At 46.5% G+C, this 19,573-nt stretch carries 10 protein-coding genes and 1 pseudogene; 1 reads left to right on the top strand and 10 read right to left on the bottom strand.

What is annotated here, in order from left to right:
* Positions 1–174: 174 nt before the first annotated feature.
* The 9 genes and pseudogenes from MKZ16_RS06970 to MKZ16_RS06930 form a co-directional block, all read right to left on the bottom strand.
* Positions 175–639, bottom strand: a complete 465-nt coding sequence (locus MKZ16_RS06970; RefSeq protein WP_076107193.1) for a Mov34/MPN/PAD-1 family protein — start codon at positions 637–639, stop codon at positions 175–177.
* Complete coding sequence (locus MKZ16_RS06965; protein ID WP_076107195.1) at positions 639–2,426, bottom strand: ThiF family adenylyltransferase; 1,788 nt, start codon at positions 2,424–2,426, stop codon at positions 639–641. The genes MKZ16_RS06970 and MKZ16_RS06965 overlap by 1 nt, the downstream gene beginning before the upstream one ends.
* The gene (locus tag MKZ16_RS06960; protein ID WP_076107197.1) at positions 2,410–3,381 is read right to left on the bottom strand and encodes a cyclic GMP-AMP synthase DncV-like nucleotidyltransferase; all 972 of its coding nucleotides are present in this window, start codon (positions 3,379–3,381) and stop codon (positions 2,410–2,412) included. Before MKZ16_RS06960 ends, MKZ16_RS06965 begins: the two co-directional genes overlap by 17 nt.
* Positions 3,381–4,346 (bottom strand): CBASS cGAMP-activated phospholipase, encoded by a 966-nt coding sequence (locus MKZ16_RS06955; RefSeq protein ID WP_339815501.1) that lies wholly within the window; start codon positions 4,344–4,346, stop codon positions 3,381–3,383. The genes MKZ16_RS06960 and MKZ16_RS06955 overlap by 1 nt, the downstream gene beginning before the upstream one ends.
* A 776-nt stretch (positions 4,347–5,122) precedes the next feature.
* A pseudogene (locus MKZ16_RS06950) lies at positions 5,123–5,326 on the bottom strand (RNA polymerase subunit sigma-70); the annotation flags it as partial.
* A 206-nt stretch (positions 5,327–5,532) separates the two neighbouring features.
* A complete protein-coding gene (locus tag MKZ16_RS06945; protein WP_038569286.1) occupies positions 5,533–7,392 on the bottom strand; it encodes a DUF2264 domain-containing protein in 1,860 nt (619 codons plus the stop codon).
* A 10-nt stretch (positions 7,393–7,402) separates the two neighbouring features.
* Positions 7,403–8,539 carry a glycoside hydrolase family 88 protein gene (locus tag MKZ16_RS06940; RefSeq protein WP_036675853.1) on the bottom strand — a complete coding sequence of 379 codons (1,137 nt, stop codon included), beginning with the start codon at positions 8,537–8,539 and terminating at the stop codon, positions 7,403–7,405.
* Between the two features lie 72 nt (positions 8,540–8,611).
* The gene (locus tag MKZ16_RS06935) at positions 8,612–10,420 is read right to left on the bottom strand and encodes a heparinase II/III family protein (RefSeq protein ID WP_076107203.1); all 1,809 of its coding nucleotides are present in this window, start codon (positions 10,418–10,420) and stop codon (positions 8,612–8,614) included.
* Between the two features lie 73 nt (positions 10,421–10,493).
* Entirely contained in the window at positions 10,494–11,636 is a 1,143-nt protein-coding gene (locus tag MKZ16_RS06930; RefSeq protein WP_076107205.1) for a DUF2264 domain-containing protein, read from the bottom strand.
* A 180-nt stretch (positions 11,637–11,816) separates the two neighbouring features.
* Here MKZ16_RS06930 and MKZ16_RS06925 point away from each other — a divergent pair, with 180 nt between their 5' ends.
* Positions 11,817–12,659 (top strand): AraC family transcriptional regulator, encoded by an 843-nt coding sequence (locus tag MKZ16_RS06925; protein ID WP_076107207.1) that lies wholly within the window; start codon positions 11,817–11,819, stop codon positions 12,657–12,659.
* A gap of 160 nt (positions 12,660–12,819) precedes the next feature.
* Here MKZ16_RS06925 and MKZ16_RS06920 read toward each other — a convergent pair whose 3' ends face one another.
* Complete coding sequence (locus tag MKZ16_RS06920) at positions 12,820–19,500, bottom strand: S-layer homology domain-containing protein (RefSeq protein ID WP_339815497.1); 6,681 nt, start codon at positions 19,498–19,500, stop codon at positions 12,820–12,822.
* Positions 19,501–19,573 lie beyond the last annotated feature (73 nt).

The raw sequence follows: 19,573 nt of genomic DNA, 5'->3' as shown, positions 1-19,573 counted from the left end.
TAGATTAATAATAATCATTAGTACTTATCGGCATTTGGCTTGATTCAAAGTGTTATTTTCTTCATACATATAATCACTTTCACTAACATTCAATATTATCCGTACTACCTATCAAGATTTCAGTTCCCACTTAAGAATATGTTGTCGGATCTGTTCGTTTATTATTTTCATCTTTTATCTAACAAGATGTAACTCCCTCAGCTCTTCGTTCTTAGTTTGAGAAGCAACATAAAACCCATCAATTCCAACGATCACCAAAAAAAGAAAATCAATATCTAATTTCGAATCGTTTATCATTCCTTTTAGTAATTTACGATCAACAGAGGAAGGAGTGGGGTTCATCTCTGGGTGGGTGTGCCATTCTCCAAGATACTGTATTTCACCATTGGAATCTTTCCACGCCTTATTTACAATCTGTTGTGCATACTTTACATTTCGTTCAAAAAAGTATTTTCCTGATTTATCATATCTCCCAGGTGTGCTAATTTGTTCGACTATTACTTTTCCATCTTGATAAACGCGCCCTAACAAAATTCCTCCAGCCTCATGCTGATGAGTGCCTACTTGCCGAAATGATCTAAATGTTTCTAAAACATCTTGATTAAAAGAAATGGTTTTATCTGAAAATAAATACTCCATTATTTTTTACGGTGCTCGCAAATTCCAAACTCGGAAAGCGGAACTTTCCTTACGGAATAGTTCTCAGCAATAGCCCATCTGCCAGCTATTCTCCTTCCATTTTGTTTTTGATATGATAGATTCCCAAGCCAAGTGAATAAAGTGTTTTCTTTAAGTTTTCCGGATCGAACGTCATCCATAAAAAAACTTAAATCAGAGATAAACCTCTTTACCTCCGTCACTGAATACGGAACATATGTACTTTGACATCCTGCTTCCCTCTTAGAATATAAACTAGGATCTGCAAGTACACTTTGCCGAAACTTATGTTGCCTATCAAACAAACAGGCAAAACAACCATTAAGTGATGGATCTACATAAACAGCGTGAGCACCTGCTAAATAGGGCTCAACCCAAACATACATTAAAGGCTTATTTATTAAACCATTATTTTGAAGTTGATTGAGTCGCCATTCGGTTGAAAAATTGCCCAAGGCTACAATTGAGAAAAAACAACTATTTAAGATTTCCGAATAATCTTTAAGAATTTTCAAAACGTTCTCTTTGTATCCACTTATTTCAATATATGGGAAATGATCGACCAATTTTTGCTTTATAGCTTCCACTTTCGGCTTACCTACTTGGCTTGCGCCACAAGTATGACGAGCAATATTTTCAAATTTCAATGTATCCTCATCAATCAATAGAAATTGATCGATTCCTGAATCTACAAGTGAACCAATTACATGACTCCCTACTGATCCACATCCAATTACTCCGATTCTCACATCGTCTGGTAGTTCTCCATCTCCCCCACGAGTAAATAATCGCTCTTTATCAACACGCATAACGTTTATTTTATTTACAACCAATTTCCTGAAATCACGCTGCAGTTCTAAAAATGCATTTTGTTTTCCAATACGGAAACCATTTAAAGACTTCTGCACCCTAACTTTTCCTTTAAAAGGTGTAATTACCTTTTTTTCAGTTAGTTTATGCTCCCATGCACCAACTAAAAAATCATTTTTATAAGGTACTGAAAAGACTATAGTAGTTGGCCGTTTATTATTATCAAGAAAATCCAAGAAAGGTTTTACTATTTCAGGATTTTTAATAATTAACAGTTTTAAAAAATCGCTATTTAAAGTTGGGAACGGAGGATTTCCTATAGTTCGTAATGGCAAATAGAACGCTTTATTATATGCTTCTATCTTAGCTCCAGCCTTTATTAGCCAATATTCACCTTCTCGTCTTGAATCAGTTACTATTCTATTTTCATTCCAATTTTTTTGTTTGAAAGTTATAATGTCAATTTCTTTTGGCTCACTAGTAATTGAAATAAGGGATAGTAATTGGCTTTTTGCATCTTGCCCCCAATAGGATTCAAATTCATCTATGTAATCTGATGAATTTTGCCCAGATTTACCTTCCTTAATCAAAACGAAGGCTTTATTGATCACCTCATCTAAAACTCCATTCGGGTTCTCTGAGTTTGGGTGTGCTATCTCAGCATCAAAAACACACAATACTTTATGCAAATCTAAATGTGGGATCGGATATATTTCAGAGAAAAGCGGATCTGGTATAGTTACAACTGGAAATACATCTGGAAAATTATAAGGGATTGATACTATTATCTCCAAAATATTCTGATCCACTTGGCGTGTTATACGAAAAGATTTCACAATTCCATTTTTACGTAAATCTAAGTAATCTACTTCCACCGCTTTATATTCACCAGTAAGATGAAGTGCCACATTTTCTAGCACTCCATCATAATATAGTTCAAGATTATGCTGATCTTCCATGATTACCAAGCACTGCAGGAGCAGCGGATTTGAGTACTGAGTTAGATTCTGACTGTGAATCTTCAGGAGGATGTTCCGGAAAGCGGTCCCCGAAAACATCAATCCATTTTTTCGATGCTTTTGTTTTATCTTGTTCTTCCAATGCTTTTTCAGCTTTTTTTATTAAATTGTCAAGCTTCGTTAGTAAATTCTCTTGTTTTGAATCTGACCAATCCAGCAGTTCCTCATCCGGGAAAACCGGTCGCGTTAGCGAAAAAGAAACCGAAAGCTCATCATAAATAGCTTTAACGGTTGCAGTAAGTGCAGCGTCATCTTCATCGGGATAATCTGTTACAAAGTGATTTGCAGCTAGAATGGTTAAAACCATTCCACTCGGTAACTTAATATCACCCTCCTTATGGTCTTTCCAAGCCTTTAGATAGCGAACAATTCTTTTGAGTTGGTCTCCCTTCTCCTTCACCTGATCATTAAACCATTTTGTCAATTCCTTAGGATCACTATCGACCCACCCCTTGGATTTATGTGCCAGTTTAGGATGTTCTCCTTCTTTTTTTACATAAATAGGGAGATCTACATGATATTCATTTTTATAAATTACTCGTACACATGTATTTTTATCTATCGGCGCCGTAGATGTATGTCCTGTTACTGCTTTTACAATCCAATTGTGAACCTTTATTGGAGTGTCCCAATTCTCTTCATCTTCTTTTTTTAAATGTTCAATATATATTCCGTCATCTATGTCGTATTCTCCCTCTATAGGATTAACCATAGTGTTCATCATGTAAGAACCTTGGCCATAGAATTTCGGTTCAGTTAAACCAAGTGTTTCCTTAAAATACTTTTTTATTTTCTTACGAATGGAGTTACGAGAAGTACGGAGACTTTCTTTTTTTTCTGAATGGAGATAAATTTCATCATGAAAAGAAGCGAATAAATCATTGCAATTAGACATTAAGCAGATACCTCCCCAGACTTGTCTTCAAAAAAAAGTGAGATCTTGTCATCATTAATCCATTTTTCTGCCATTTTTCGCCCCTTCTCCATCATCAATTGAATGGATGCTTTGTGTGCCAAGTCAAGAGCTATAAGTGCTCGCTCATTTCCTGTCATTTCAGCACTAGGGATACGAATGTATTCTCCACCTGCATATTCTCTTAAATATTGAATATGAAAGTGAGTTGCAATACTTTGAGAATCAATCATCAAAGAAATGAGTTGTTCTTTCCAACCGATGAAAGGTCTTCGCACTTTCTTCGAAACAGGTATAGCTGTCCCCTCATGAAGTGAGGATATCGATAAAAGACAATAATCTTTATAGCCTATCTCTTCTTTATTTGCCAAAAATTCTTGGATCCCATACAAAGATGGATTATTTGCAAAAAGGCCACCATCTACAAATTGATGTAATCCTTCGTTCGTCATAAGATCTACTATTGGAAAATAGGTTGGAGCTGCCGAAGTGGCAAGCGCTACCTCCACTAATGAGCGCTCACTATCTCTTGTGTACTTAGGGATATAATCCGATTTAAATATATAGGGTTTACCAGTAGTAATATTTACCGAGGGAATTAGAACATCAGAGATACAATCTTTAACTTTTTTATTTTGAAAAACTTCCTGAAGTGCGTTTTTTAGTTGATCATTTTTATACTTGGACAAAAAAGCTATTGATTTCCATTCATGTAGTTTCCTCTTCCATGATTTCGTATATGGAAAAATTTTTGTTCCTTTCTCCGTATAAAATTTAACGATATCCGCCGCTGGAATCCCCGCGGCCAGTGCCAGTGCAATAATCCCCCCAGTTGAAGTGCCGCAGATGAGATTAAAGTGCTGATGAATGGGACCAAACTTATTCTCGAATTGCTCTAAAATTGCCGCTGAGTATAAGCCCTTTATCCCTCCACCATCAATAGACAAAATTTTGTAACAGTCAGTTGAACTCAAAAAGCATCCCTCTTCTCTTTAAAAAATAAAAGAAGGAATTGTCCAAGAGTCGTAGAATATTTTTAGATATCGAAAAATATTCTAAGTCTCAGCAGTTGGAGTGTTGTAGGAGACACTACATTTGCACACAATTCACTTTCAATTAACAAGCCCAGCTAAAGTAACAAAGCTGGGCTTGTTATACTATTAATTATAACTAGATAGGAAGAATAAGGACAGAAGTAAAAACCGACATATTAGGAGTTTGTCCGACATTTTTTTCATATAACAGCTAGGGATCTTTGTATTTTAGCACGTTAAAGCATATCTTGATTAATCAATAACGTCCATGAAGTTCCACAGTTCCTCCTCCAAAGCACACTCATTAGTAACACTTAAGGACACCCTTTTTATCGCTAATTACGACATTTTAAAACCACATATTTCTTATTAATCTTTCCGTATACAATTCATATTAGAATGCTTGTCCCATTTTAAACATCATGCTCGGTTTGATCACATTAGAAAATAATCACCGCATTTTTTTTGTTTGCCCCCAAATCCACTTCTGGTTTAACTCTTACCTTAGGTACATCATAACAGCCTTATGAAAGTCACTAAGATTACGAAGAAGAAAACATCGATATCATATTATGACCGATAGCATAATATCAAATGAGAAACAAGGGGGGCTATCACTTCACCCTCATCATACCAATCGATCGGTTGAATGACGCATTAGTATCCCTGACATCGTATCGTGTCCACAACCTCTTCACTATATGGGCAACGAGCCGCAAATTATGCTCAATCAACAAATTGCGGGCCTTGGCATCTCCCTCAGCCATCATCCCTAAGTATCGGCTTTCCTCCTGCTCCGAGAGCGGTTGTGGAAATGCATTATTCCTTACGTATGATACCAGCAGCGTCAGTTCTTTGATCAGCAACGCAATCGTGCTTAAGAATCCAGGCAACTTGGCGACACCTCCCGCACTTGTACAATGAAACCGATCTGTTTGCCTTACGGGTTCATGGTCATCCTTATTGTATGTGGGCGTGCGCCTAGAAGTGCCTGTACGGGGGAAATTGTACAACCACAGAAATTTATTTTTTATACGAGAAATCAGTCATACTCTACTCATTCACTTGTCTTTTAACACGATGTTGTTAGCGGTAATTCTCACTCTCTTTTGATAATAACTTCCGCTTCACTAGACGTAAAAACCTTTATGATGTCCTTATCAAAAGTAACCTTCAAAATAGACTCAGGTGATTGTTCTATAATACCGCCGCAAGAATCTCCGGACCGATCACCGTATACAGCCGAAGCCAGCCAGTGGATTCCAGGTTCAAGGAAAGTCGTCAGTGTAGGCAAAACAGTCCGGGGATGAAGCAGGTTTGTGTTGGCATTAGGCCAAATTAGCTCCGCCTTTTCATAGCCGATCAAACCCTTGACTCCGCTTGTTCCCCATGCTGTAGATACTGCGGCGGTTGTAAGGCCGATCTGCTGTTCCACCCCCGCTTCCTGACCAAGCGCGAAGCCGCCCTCTGCGGCGTCCAACGGTCGTCCGGTCTCGATCCGGTGTATCCGAATATGCCAGGGCAGCCCAGCAACGATCCAGGTCCGAACCTCCACATTAGTCCATGGCTTCCAGACGGAGTGCAGCACATTGTCCACAATTGTTGTCTCCATATTCCGCCGTCTGACCCGATACAAGTTGTCCCCGCTCTCACTCAGAGCGAGCATGGAATCAAATGCCCCTTGAGACAATCCCCATTCGGAGCGGGGCACACTGAATCCGAAGCCTGTTGAGTATACAAATTTCTCATACTTGGCAGACGTGTGGGTATGTTCATTCGTATATAGATGACCGCTGTTGAAGGCAGCCACATGGCCGGAAGCAGGTTCGCGGACAATGACAAGATGCGCAGGCTTCTGGACTATAACTGCAGGAATATCCGGCAGCGGCAGTTCTTCTTCCTTCCAGAATGGATGCTCCGCGCTGAGAGCCAATGGCAGGAATGTCTTTAACGCCCAATAGGGGGAACCGGGAGCATTATAATTCTCCGCCATGACCAAGTTGGGGTAGGTATAACCAATCGTCAGAACGCCTCCGGCATCAAAGATCGGCTGGCTGAACCACCAGCGCAAATTGCGCAGTACTAATCCTTTGACCACACCTACAGGGAATACTTCAACGCCTGCATAGACGAGGGCACCCCAGAAAGCAGACTGGGCAAAACGGTAGCTTAAGCTCCTTCCATAAGGAAGGGCAGATCCGTCCGGAGCGAACCAGCCCAAGAATTCGGTGGCAAAAAGCCGGGCCCGTTCTTTGAACACCTGTGAACGTTCCGGGTCCTCCTGTTCCATCAGCTTCGCGTACAGTAGCGCATAGTAATGGATGGCAAAAGGAACATAATAATCGCTATGCCCGTTAATTCCATCACTGTACCAGCCATCACCCAGATAAAAATCATCCATTCGCTTCAGATTGTTCTCCAGCTGCTCCGCGTCGTAGGGACAGCCGACTCTGCGGAATCCGACATTAACCAGCACGTTGAAGAACAGCCAGTTGCAGTCATAGCAAGGATGGGAATTAATCTGATTCAGCCAACTGTACAATTGCTCCTGTTCCTTCTGGGTAAGTGGTGACCAGATCTGTTCAGGAATGGCGGCTAAGGCGAAACCGAAGACCGCCATCTCTACCAGACGCTGGTCATAATCTTGAACTACACCCCAGTATTCTTCATGGGCAGGATCCGTGCCGTGGCGTATGCCATCCAGCACAGTATCCCAAAGCCCGCTTTCACCGCCTCCCATGAGCAGGGGCACTAAGCCCCACAATACCCGGGAGAAACCTTCCATTTCTGCAGTTGCAGCCGGATAGCTCGCTCCTGTTCCGCCGATTGCCAGCCGTGCACCGCCTCTGCTGTAGAGCGGCCGAAGCGGATCTGTAAGCTGTTCAAGAGCAGAGATCAGATCCTCCCGGGTCTTTAGCGGATTTTTAGCAATAGTCGTAAATGTCTTCTCAGTCTGCATTATGTGCCCCCTATTCCCAGTAGAACGGTCCGGCTTCTTTTAGCCGGGCTAGCGCTTCGACATAGAAGAAATCACCATAGATAAGCGGAACATCTATATTCCGATTCTCAGGATAGTTACTCGTACCATGAAGCAGCAATCCTTCTTCTTCTGCATTGTCCCAAGTTCCATAATTCCTATAAAGGGATTCTGTAATTCTTATAGCCCCGTTCTGATACACATGTGCCTCCGAGTCATCTACTTGGCTAGCTAACAACAGCAAGCCACTCGCTGCACAGGCACCAGCAGAGCTATCCCGAATCTCCCCAACTTCACCGGGAGCACGGAAATCCCAATGTGGAACATGATCTTCGGGCAGACGGGTCAAGAAGAAATGCGCGACCTGCTTGGCTGCATTGAGGTAACTTTGCTTGCCTGTATGATGATAGGCCAATGACAGTCCGTAGAGCGCCCAGGCTGCCCCGCGCGACCAAGCTGACTCGGGCGCAAAACCTTGCCCGCCAAGCTTTTCAACCACTTCGCCCGATTCCGGGTTGAATTTGACGATGTGATAAACCGAACCATCCGGCCGGATGAAGTGCTCCAGCACCGTATCCATATGCGCCTCAGCGATATGTCGATAACGTGGATCCCCTGTTACTTCGGAAGCCCAGAAAAGCAGGCTGGTATTCATGCAGCAATCGATAATGGCTACCCCGCTGTTATCCTCGCCTTCACTCCATGGATTCCAGGCCCGGATGTAGCGTCCTTTCAGATTGAAGCGGGCCGCCAGATAGTTGGCTGCCTTCAACGCCCGGACTCGTGATGCTTCTCTGCCCGTGAGCTTGTAGTTCGCAACACTGGTCAACAGCCACATAAAGCCTAGGTCATGGTCCAGCTTCACATAACCATCCAGCACCTCGTCAAGCCGTTCCTCACACTGCTCAGCAACCGCTTTCAAATCCTCATCACCACTCTCAGCATAGAGCTGCCAGAGCATTCCCGGCCAAAAGCCGGCTGTCCACCAGTTTGGTGCTTCAAGCACGTATTTGCCGCCTTGACTCGCATGGGGGAATTCTGCACCGATTCTCCGGTTGTTCGTTCTAGTCTTCTCCAAGGCTTTGCCCCAAGCCTCGTCTACCCAAGCTTGCTTTACTAATCTACTCATCTAAATCCCGCCTTTATTCGAATTAGCCTCTACCCTCTGATAGAGGACTTTTTATAAGCTCAGGCCCATCTTTTATAGAAATTGAAAAGTGAATACCAGTTTGCCCACCGCGCCAAGCTGAAGCACATGGAAGTCCAGACTATACCAGAGCTTCTCCATGCCAAAATGATCCCGGTACATATGCACAGTAATCTCCGGCTCAACTTTCAGTGAATCGTAAGTCACTTCAACGCCGCGAGTCATAGTCCCCGGCAGCAGCAAGGTACCCGGATGAAAAAGCTTAGGCTCACGCCAGGTGACAAACCGCTCCGTCCAGCTCGCCGGAATTCCCGCATACCGGTAAGTGTCTGTAAGCTCCAGCCGTGGACATTCCTCTTTATGCCAGACGAACGAACGGATTAAGGACTGTAGTCCTGTTACCTGATACGCCTGTGTCAGATCCAGTGTCAGCTCATCATTCTCCTCCGCCGATGCATACAGCACTGTGGAGCTGAACTCCCGACCGGCCAGCTGATACTGGCCATCAATGATCGGCAGCGAATGACCCTGTGATCCATTGCAGTCATACTGGTAACGGCCAGCCCCAAAATAATCAGCAGTATACTCTCCGCTTCCAAGATCGGATGCGTAGATCTCTCCCCGGCCGCTCAGAATGAAATGTCCCAGATCATTATGGTTATGCGGTTCAGCATTGTGCCCGCCCTTGGCGGCGAACCCGAATGAACCCGCCTCCGACACATGACGCGAGACAAGCCAAGCGGCATCAGGGAGAAAATAGCTGGCGGCTCGCCAAGCTTCGTCCTCCTTGCCAGCCCTGCTCCAGATCAGATTGCGGAAAGCCGGTGCAAAGCGGCTGCAATGATCTTCAGTGTAAGGAGCACGCAAAGCGGATGGGGGGCGTTCGACATCCGTACAGACTTCCGCCAGATAATGGGACAATCCCATATGTACTAGCACCTGAGGCACTGAATCAGAGAAATTGGCTACATGACTTCCGTCAATGAAACATTTTTGTTGGAAGCGCGCGATTTGCGCTACCTTCTCTTGGTTGAACCAGTCCAGTCTGCCTGCGCTTCTGGAACAGAGAAGATCGCTATAATAAGTGAAATAACCAAACCCATAATTCCAGTACCCAAGGCCTTCCAGACAGGCACCGTCCTCACCGAACCCTTCCAGGTAATACAACATGGCGCGCTCTGTCCTCAGCAGAATATCCGCAAGCATGGCCGGGTCCTCCACAGACAGCAAGGCAGCAGCCCCGATTGATCCCGCACAGACCGCTGCCCAATTATGCCGCGCTGTCTCCCACTCATAAGGACCATTTTCAAGAAATGGACGAAACAGTCTCCGCTCTACTTCATGGTGGATTCGGGATCTCAGAAGCTGCGAAAGTCGTTCCCCGAGCAAAAGTAAAACTTCACTTAAAGTAAATCCGGTCTCGGAAGAAAACAGATCAATATACCGGTTGATATCAGCTGCATTATGATCCGCTGGGAGGTGGGCCGGAAGACACCAGGTGTACTCATCGCATATAGCCCAGAGGATGTCCTCCAGCTTCTCCAGTACTTCCGGATGATCCGGCTCCAGCAAAGCCAGAAATACATAAGTATTCAGCCTTCTTCTCCGTTCAAAATAGACCCGTTCATATTCCAGCCTCGAACCCGTACGCGAATAAATGGAAAATAACGTATACGACAGTTCAGGTATAGACTGCCCGTCCAGCCTTACCGCCTCCGCGCGGATCTCGCTGATATCTGCCTGTAGTACTCCCGATGTTAACGCCTGTTTCCAAAAAGCAGCCGCATCCCCCTTTGGATAATACAAGCTGAGATCGACTGGTTTCATTTTATGCACTATTTCCAAAAGCATCTGTTTATTCATGCCTTTTTTCCTCCTTATAGATCAGTCAGATCCGCGAAGCATCTTATTCTTCACTAATATGGCTGAATACTTTTTATTCCAAGGCATGATCTCTCATAACATCCTCACCGGCTGCAATTTTTAGTGAAGTCCATTTCATCTCTTCCCCTGACCAGAAAGGATCAGAAGGGAGCAGCCCCAGCGGGAGGAATACGGAGGCGCATAAATAAAGACTGCCTGTATTGATATAGCTCTCCGCAAGCTCCGGCTGATAACCGTATACCCCCGGACGTAGCCATCCGGACTCATCCAGCGTACCCGGATATTCCATAATTCGCGTAATCACATTTGTCAAAGCGCAGCGTACCTGTGCAGGAGGCAATGCTTCCTCCAAAAAATGCTGCAGCGCCGCCTGCGACAGCAGTTGAAACGCCCCAAAACGGTAAACGATCGAACGCCCTATAAAGGGATAGGTTCCATCCGGTGCAATGATCCGTTCGAGAACAGTAGCGTATCGCTGTGCCCGTTCCAGAATCAGCGGTTTCAATGCCGAATATTGCTCCGACTCCTGTTCAAAAAGTGCTACCACATCCACCAGCATCGGCTGAATAACAAAGCTGTTGTAATAATCCCAGTGAAAGTCCTTGCCATCCCCGTAAACTCCGTCGCCCTTATACCAATCCATGAACATATGGACCGCATAACCAACGCGCATCCGGTCATATTCAGGATCGCCGAGTATATACAAAGCGGCTTCCACCATTGCACTGAACAGCAGCCAGTTGCTTCCGCTTGGCGCTGTCCGGCGTGTCTGCTTCAACGCTGTTATTAAGTTCCCTTTGACCCGCGCACTCAGCTTGGCGGCAAGTTGCTTTGGTGCACGAACCAGCGCGTGTGCCAGGAATGCCGCATCAACCAGCGGTTGGCCTTCGGTCTTGAATTCCATATAATCAGGTGAATTCGGATCAACAGCGGCATCAATGGCTTCCAGCATTAGCCCTGCATAACGTGCTCTAAGCTGTTCTTCCGCACCCTCAAGTCCCTCTAGTTCAAGCCAAGGGGCCATTCCGCAAGCCAATCTCGCAAAAGCCTCCAAATGGGCAAACTGGCTCCGATCCCTATGAAACTCTGTAGGCAGCTGTTCCTTTAATTTCCGCTCAGCCAAAGCATTCAGCACAGGCCCCCCGATCAGCAGCATTGTATCCAGCCAGTATTTACGCTGTTCCTTCCCATTCATGCACAATTCCACCCTTTCAATTGCGTCTAATCAGCTACAGCTATTTCTCTTGCCTACCGCCTGAATCTTGTTATATTGCGTAATCTTCTACTATAGTTTAGTGTTGTATTATTGCAATGTCTTTGCGAATAATGATGTTTTATTGCGTATATTGTGATCAATCTGAAAGGGGCAATTCCAATGAAGCATGCCCAGTATTATGAGCCGTTCGATGGAGATATTCTGGCAGGTATCGGAAACTCGCCCATCTCACCTACCAGGGATTTTCACATCCATGATCACTATGAGATTTTCCTGTTCTTGGGCGGCAAGGTGAACGGTTTTGTAGATCAGTTCAGCTATCCCCTGCAGCGGGGCAATGTTCTGTTGTTCAACAATCACGAGATTCATAAAATCATCAATTTATCTCCCGAGCCTTATGAACGGTTGACAATCCATTTCAAAGCTCCACTTGTCTATCCCTTCTGTACCGCATCTACAAATCTGCTCGCTTGTTTCCAGAACCGCCAGCCCGGAGAGCATAATCTCGCGCAAATGGATGAACCGCTGATTGCAGAGTATACAGCCCTTGCTTCCCGCCTGATTGAGACATTAGAGAATAAGCAGTACGGGAGCGAAGTTCTGGCTCTGACCTACCTGGTTCAAATCCTCGTCCTCATCAATGAGCTGTACAGCCGTACCCGATCCACCGTGCCCAGCATTATTTCCTCACATATTCAATCAGCCATGAGCTATATCGACAACCACTTGCATCTAAATCTGTCACTGGAGCAAATCGCTGGAGAACTGAACGTCGATAAATATTATCTCAGCCATCTGTTCAAACAGCAGACAGGCGGAACCATCTACCGTTACGTCTTGCTCAAAAAAATAGCGTTATCCAAGCAGCTCTTGTCCGCCGGGAACTCCGTATCCGATACCTGCTATCTGTCCGGCTTTAACGATTATGCCAATTTCATCCGTACCTTCAAGAACATCACGGGCATTCCACCCGGAAAATATGGTAAAAGAGCTGAGCTATAAAACTCAAATTCAAGGATTTTTCAAAAAAAGATGCACTCGCAACTGCGGTGAATAGTTGGACTTCCGGCCGCTGTTTTCCTAAGCACTCCCTGCCTCTCCAAATCTATAAAGAACCTGGCAGCCCGCTTAATGCAGCCTGCCAGGTTCTTTGAAATGCTACTTACAAATATCCCAGCAGATTGGAGATAACTTGCGCACCTTCGGCACGGGTCATCGTCTCTTGTGGCGCGAATTGCTTATTGCCGCGTCCCTTGATCAGTCCCGCCTGCTCGGCGATATTTGCTGCGCTCTTCGCCCAGTCATGAATCCGGGAATAATCACTGAACGATCCTACAGCAGGTTCATTGGTCCCGCTTCCCTGCAAATATTCATAAGCACGAACGATCATCACAGCCATTTCCTCGCGGGTAATGCTCTGATCCGGTGCGAACGAATCTGCACTTCGTCCGAGCACGATGCCAGCTCCGCTAACAGCTGCAACGGCTTCGGCATACCAGGCCTTGGAATCCACATCACCAAATGTTGCATGGCTTCCTGCCTTAAGCCCAAGCGCGCGTGCAATCATAGCAGCGAATTGTGCCCTAGTTACATCCCCTTGCGGATTAAATTCCGTACTGGAAATGCCTTCGATAATATGCTTCGCGGCCATGGTCTTAATCACATTAGTAGCCCAGCTGTCACTGCTGACATCCGTGAACAGCTTATCGTATTCCAGGACCGCATACTGGCTGAAATGCCGTATTTCAGCAGTCCACTTACCATTAGTCAACGTTCCGCGCATGAAATCAAGCGCACCATTTGCAGAAATATAGTAGCTGCCTAGCAAGCTTATATTGGCATCCGGATCTACGTTGAACGTAAGTGTCAACGGTTTATCAAAAGCAGTTACCGTTACAGCAGTGCCGTTCGCAGCAACAACCTCCAAGCTGAAGTTGATCACATCACTTGCCGCAGATAAATGTACGGAACCATTAACAGCCCGATTATTGATTAACTGTTCCACAGCATCTCTGGATACCTTCACTGCTGAGAGCTTAATTCGCGCCCCCTCCGTTTGACCTCCAATAGCTTTTTCTTGAATGCTCTTCAGCACTTCTGGGGTCAGATCGATAGCAACCTTACTCCAAGCCAGACGTAGAGTGTTCTCTCCGATGATTCCTGATAGTCCTGCTGGAAGCAGTATGGATTCTGTAGCTTCAGTAAGCTGAACCGTTATTACTCCTCCAACCGGTGCCGTGAAATCCTTTCGATCAAGAACCTTTTCGGCCTGCGGCAGCGGTGTTGGCGCCGGGGACGGGGTGACTGCTGGCGTTGGTGCTGCCGTCCACACTGGTGCTTCCGTTGGCGCCGGCGTAGATGTTGGTGCTGTTGTTGGCTCCGGTTCCGGCGTTGGTGTTGGTGTTGGTGTTGGTGTTGGTGTCACTACCGGAGGTTGCTCTGCTTCGCCCACTGTCACGGTTCTAGTCACTTCGATAGCCGCGTTGCCCGCCGCATCACTCACATTATAATGATAGGTGTAGATGCCTGCCGCCTTAGTGTCCAGTGCCAGCACATTCTCCTCATTCTTCGTAATCGTTGCTACAATGTGCTCCGTAATGTCGCCGTCACGGTCATCTACCGCTGTGGCTCCGGCATCCGTATAGCTTGCGCCATTTTCCAGTTGAATGGATGGTTCACCAAGCAGTGTAATCACCGGCTTCATTACATCCGGATCAAGTGCAACGACTACTTTTCTTGTCACTTCCGCAGCCGCATTGCCTGCAGTATCGCTGACATTATAATGGAAGGTATAAATATCAGCTTTCGCCGTATCGAGAGCAGTCAAGCCGTATACTTCACTGCTAACTGTTGTAGTTATACGGTCTGTAATATCACCATCCTTGTCATCATAAGCAGTCGCTCCTGCATCTGTATATTCAGAACCGATGTGCAAATTCACTGTCGCATCACCTAACAGAGTAATCAAAGGCTGAACAGTATCCGGCTCCGGCAGCTTGATTGTTCCGCTCGCTGAACTGTCCGCTGTAGCCTCTCCCTTACTCAGTGATACCGTAAAGCTGAAGCTGCCGTTAGTCTCATCGGTTGCTTCTTGGAAGGAAGACAAGGTAATCTCACCGATCGCAACTCCAGTATCATTGAGACCGGGCAGAGCGCGTATCGTCTGCAGCAGCCAAGTCTGGACAGCTTCTTCGCTGTTTGCCGCTTCCTTCTGCACGCTGTATACCGCACCTTCTATGATACTCTTAGCCTCATTTACAGCCTGCTCATTAGCAACGCTGGCTTTATCTCTAGCTACAGCCACATAGCTGATCAATGCAGCCTGATTGCCTGAATACGTATTGTTTATTGAGTATTTCACAGTACCGCTCACCGGAAGCGTGAAGTCATAGTTAATCATAGCGCCATTAGGACCTGCGACGAGGCCGGTTCGGACCGGTTTGGTCACTTCTTTCCCTTCAGCGTCAATATAGCTGAGCGTAATATCCATCGTGCGGTTGGTGTTGTTCCACCAGTCCCGATGGAATGACGTAATCGTATATTTGCCTGCGTTCAAAGGGAGCAGGTATACAAGTGGATTATTTTTTGTATCCGAACCATAAATACCTGTCTGACTTTTGTCAGAAGGAACTACAGCACCACCAAGCCCCTTGAGGAGGTACTTAGTACTGGTATGCCCCCATACCCCATTGCCTGTCGAAGGCTGATCCGCCTTGTTATTAAGCAAGCTGTCACCTACAAAATCCTTGATTAATGTATACGGCGGCGTGATACCGTCCACCGATACACCAGCATCGAGGAAGTATAAGAGCCCCTCCGGCACCACTTCCACATAACAAGTTGTTTTCAGATTTCCATAAGTGCCGGTTACAGCTACCCGTTCATACGGATTATTGAAGCTGGCCGCATTTACATTCCACTTTACTGATACCAGCAATTTGGATCCGTCTGCCCGAGTGGCTTCCACCTTGTCTGGAAGATTCGGCAGTTTTCCGGCATAAGTAGCCAAATCCTGAGGAGCGACAAGCTCCCGTATATCTCCCGTAGTCAACTGGTTCTGGGCGGAGATCAGGCGTGCTTCAAGCTGAGTAACTCCTTCCTGATCCAATTTGTATAAAATAGGATTATCCAGCGCTTCCTGTGCAGCGCTCTGTGCATCTACGAAGAGCTGCCAGTCTCTGTCCGAATATTCATCCTGTTTGTTCATTTCTTTCGCGGCTGTTACCGCCGCCTGAAGAGCAGCAGTATCTACAGTACCGGTTACTTCCCCGGAAACAACCGCCACCGCATCGACAACCAAGGTGCCGCTCACCACCTTTATTTGCACATGGTGCTGGCCATATTTAAGCCCGCGGAGTGTGTACGTCTGGTACAGCTCCTTGGAAGCTAATGTATCAGCCGATAGAGTAATAACTTTTCCGTCCACCGTTACCTCAAGCTTCGCCGATCCGTTATTCGCTCCTAGAATATCCAGTCCGGTACCTTCAAACGTGTATTCCATTGCAGCGTCTACAGCCTGGCTGGTAGAAAGAGAACGCTGGTAAATGTACATGCCCGCTCCGTTTATATGGCTCCACGACCCGGTATATATCAATTTAGGGTTCGGAGCAGCAGCCAGGTCATACATTTCAAGATTGTCTAGAAGCTCTGAATAATACGGCGTGTAGCCCTCAACCTTCTCCACCTTCAAATTATCGAAGCGGACGTGATAGTAGCCGCTGGCCAGATCTACCCGGCCGGACAATTCAGGAGTAGGATCGGTATAGGAAGCCAGCTTCACCCCATCCAGATAGGCGGTCACTTTATCGCCCGCAACCTGAACGGCAATATTATGCCATGCGTCATATGCGGTATCGAATCCGTCGATCTTCACGCCGCCGGAACCGTTCGCGGCATTTCCGCTCGCAACTGCGCTATTGTTGACCAGCAGCTGCCAGCCGCCGTCGAACCAGAATTTCAGCACATACGGTGTACCGGTTATGGAGTGGGAACTGCCACCTCCTTGATAACGGGCACCTATCGCAGCATAATTGGCTCCGCCCTGAGTATTGTTTGTTTCGAACGAAACATCAACACTGGCCTTGTAGTTCATCCACCGGTTGTCGCCGATGGCCGTTACTGGATCTCCGCTGTTCCATGTGCCGCCAAGCCCCATGGTTCCCGTGTCCAGCTGCTGCCGCAGGACATAATTGTCAGACCCGTCCGGAAGATAGGCCTCAAATGCCCCATTGCGGTCATGGGTATAACGCGGGATAACGCTTTGGGAACCGCCGCGGGATTCAATATAGCTCTGGGTACCCTCATATTGGCCGCCTGCACCAATCTTCACGACAGTTTGCTTAGAATAGTCAAAATCATCAGCGTACAGAATGTTGTCCCCAGTACTGTGTCCCGCTCCTGTAGTATCGGTATCCAGTACGGTACGCTCGCCTTCTACAGGCAGCGGTGTATTATATTCTTCTTTGTCCTTGTTCTTCAAAGTAGACACGGTCACGGTCGAATACGGTTTAACTTTAACGGTATACACCCCGCTGCCATCAGCAGTGATATCACCGAGATACTGCATATAATTGCTGTTGAACGCTTCTCCTGCATCAGCAGCACGGGTTTCCCATACTTCCATGGATGGATTACCCGTATAAGCCATATTGACTGTCTGCAGCTTGTAGATTTTGGAATACTCGCTGTCGTTCACGATAACCGTCGAGAAATCTTTTTTATCAGGTGCTGCAAGGGTTATATAGCTAGGGGAACCGTTGCGGCCGCTGACCGGATTGGTGCCTGCCGCACCTGTGGAGCTGGCTTGAGGAACCGCTCGCCAGATCCCAGCAGTATTATCCTCGTTCTCCCAGCCTACATTCGCAAACCAGCTGTAATGCTGCAGAGTAACAAGACCCGCATCATAATGAATCCAGCCTGACCACGGATCGCGCATGCTGACCAATTCCTTGAAGGAATATTGTCCGCCTTCATAGAAGGAGCCAATGGCTGGCTGGTAAATAAAGTGCGTCCGGCGGGAGTTAACGAATCCTTTAATAATCGTGTTACTCATCTCCAGCGGACTGCCGACACCACCAATGCCGGTTCCTGCCACTGTAGGATCTTTCATATTGTTGTTAGGACGGAAAGAGGAATTACTGAAGGTAGACTGCGCCTCACTGTTCCAGACCTCAATATCATATTGTTCTGCGAGTTTTTTGAAATTGCCTGCGCTGTCGTCGTCCGTGTTGTAGTGGTATCCAGCAATCGGCACAGCTTCCCGCAGAGAAGGATCACTCACCATACTGGCACCGAAGCTACCAATCCCGACTTCATCGGAAATCACAGACTTGATCCGGTTGTACAGTTCCCGCTCTTCGGTGCTGTTGAAGCCTTCGCTGTCAGTCTTGACTCTCTCAGCGTACTGTTTGGTCCACGCCAAATCTGGAGCGTGCTCGTTGATATAAGGATTAACGTAATCGGCCATATAACCGTATTCACGATAAGCGGCCAGAATGGTTTTTTTGTACCAGGTATAGATTTTGTCGTTGTTATTCGCCCAGGCCGGAGCACTCCATCGCAGGATGCTCACTTTAAGATCAGGGTTCACTGCCTTGGCATCTGCGGCAAGCTGGAAGCCGGGATGCCGGGTAACATTTGCCTCTTCATCGGCCGTACGCATAGTCGCCGGGTCAGGTCCCGTGGAGTTATTGCGGTCATTGCCCATCTCGATTTTCACATGCGTCATGAGCGGATGTTCTCCACCGAACAAGATCTGTAGCATTTCTGCATAAGCCTCTGGATGCTCTGACTTATAGTCCAGCAAAAGCGCACTGGTGCTGTTAGCGCTTAGTACGCCAAATCCCTTAAATGTGAGGCCGTTGACATTGTCAGCTTGGATATCGTTGCCGTCAAGCAGAACCTTGACCATAGAAGCTGCGCTCTGTGTAGCTTCTTCGATCTGTTTCTTGATTCCGCCCTTGGCAACGGCGAACCAGCTCAAAATAGGTTTTTCGTCAGCAACATAGGCGTAAGTCAACGTCATTGGACTACTAACGTCAATGTCTCCAGGAATGGTGAATTCGCCTGAAATTAGCTTAGTCACATTAGTGTTGAACTGGTCAAACAAGATCGTCTTGGTTGCCCCGCTAGCATCCTTATACTCGATCTGAGGACGTATTACACGGGAGCGGCTGCCATACCAATCATGGAAACCGCTGCTGAGCGTATAGGTTCCAGCTTCAAGCGCTTTTAATTTATACACGATATGATTGCTGGCAGGGTCGGCACGAAGTCCGACAGTCCATAGGGACGGATCAGTAGCTGGATCGGTAAGTCCCCCGTCTTTGGAATTCTTAACCTTGTTTACGGAATCATCAAATCCCCAGTCCGCCGTACCGCTGATATACTTCTGGTCGGGGGACTGGTTGAGCAAATCGCTGCCGCTCAGCGTGCGAATCGCTTCGTACAGCGGCGAGGAAGTAGGCCCGTTGCCTACGGAATCGCCCCCTCTGCCGCTATCCACAAAGTAAACCAACGGATTACTTGCGGGCGGAATAACTTCCACACTGGCAACGACCGGCCCCCCGTTTGCTGTACCGCTGACGGTCACGGCATCGTATGGCACGGCAAAGGTATCTGCTCCAATATTCCAGTTCACTGCTGTGCTCTGGCCTCCGATATCAATGCTGGCTGGCAGAGTAGTATCTGCAATTGTTGTAGCCCCCATATGGGCGGCAGCGTAGATAGAATTTACGGTAGCAGCAGAGGCTGCAGGCAGAGTGAATGCCGGAAACATCCCAACTACGAGTGCAGTAGTCATCGTTATTGAGAAAAACCTTTTACGAAAGTGCCTTCTGTTCATTCTCTTCTCCTCCTTTGATGGCCAATAATAAAAGAAAGCGTATTCATTTCGTTGTTAAACGAATAATCACTAG

This window comes from Paenibacillus sp. FSL R5-0928 (assembly GCF_037970385.1).
GTDB lineage: Bacteria > Bacillota > Bacilli > Paenibacillales > Paenibacillaceae > Paenibacillus_AQ > Paenibacillus_AQ odorifer.
This window is presented reverse-complemented; position numbering and strand designations above follow the sequence as displayed.

Coding starts and splice junctions, on each gene's coding strand:
- MKZ16_RS06970 (WP_076107193.1), bottom strand. CDS start 639: ATGGAGTATTTATTTTCAGATAAAACCATTTCTTTTAATCAAGATGTT.
- MKZ16_RS06945 (WP_038569286.1), bottom strand. CDS start 7,392: ATGCAGACTGAGAAGACATTTACGACTATTGCTAAAAATCCGCTAAAG.
- MKZ16_RS06920 (WP_339815497.1), bottom strand. CDS start 19,500: ATGAACAGAAGGCACTTTCGTAAAAGGTTTTTCTCAATAACGATGACT.
- MKZ16_RS06925 (WP_076107207.1), top strand. CDS start 11,817: ATGAAGCATGCCCAGTATTATGAGCCGTTCGATGGAGATATTCTGGCA.
- MKZ16_RS06960 (WP_076107197.1), bottom strand. CDS start 3,381: ATGTCTAATTGCAATGATTTATTCGCTTCTTTTCATGATGAAATTTAT.
- MKZ16_RS06965 (WP_076107195.1), bottom strand. CDS start 2,426: ATGGAAGATCAGCATAATCTTGAACTATATTATGATGGAGTGCTAGAA.
- MKZ16_RS06940 (WP_036675853.1), bottom strand. CDS start 8,539: ATGAGTAGATTAGTAAAGCAAGCTTGGGTAGACGAGGCTTGGGGCAAA.
- MKZ16_RS06930 (WP_076107205.1), bottom strand. CDS start 11,636: ATGAATGGGAAGGAACAGCGTAAATACTGGCTGGATACAATGCTGCTG.
- MKZ16_RS06935 (WP_076107203.1), bottom strand. CDS start 10,420: ATGAATAAACAGATGCTTTTGGAAATAGTGCATAAAATGAAACCAGTC.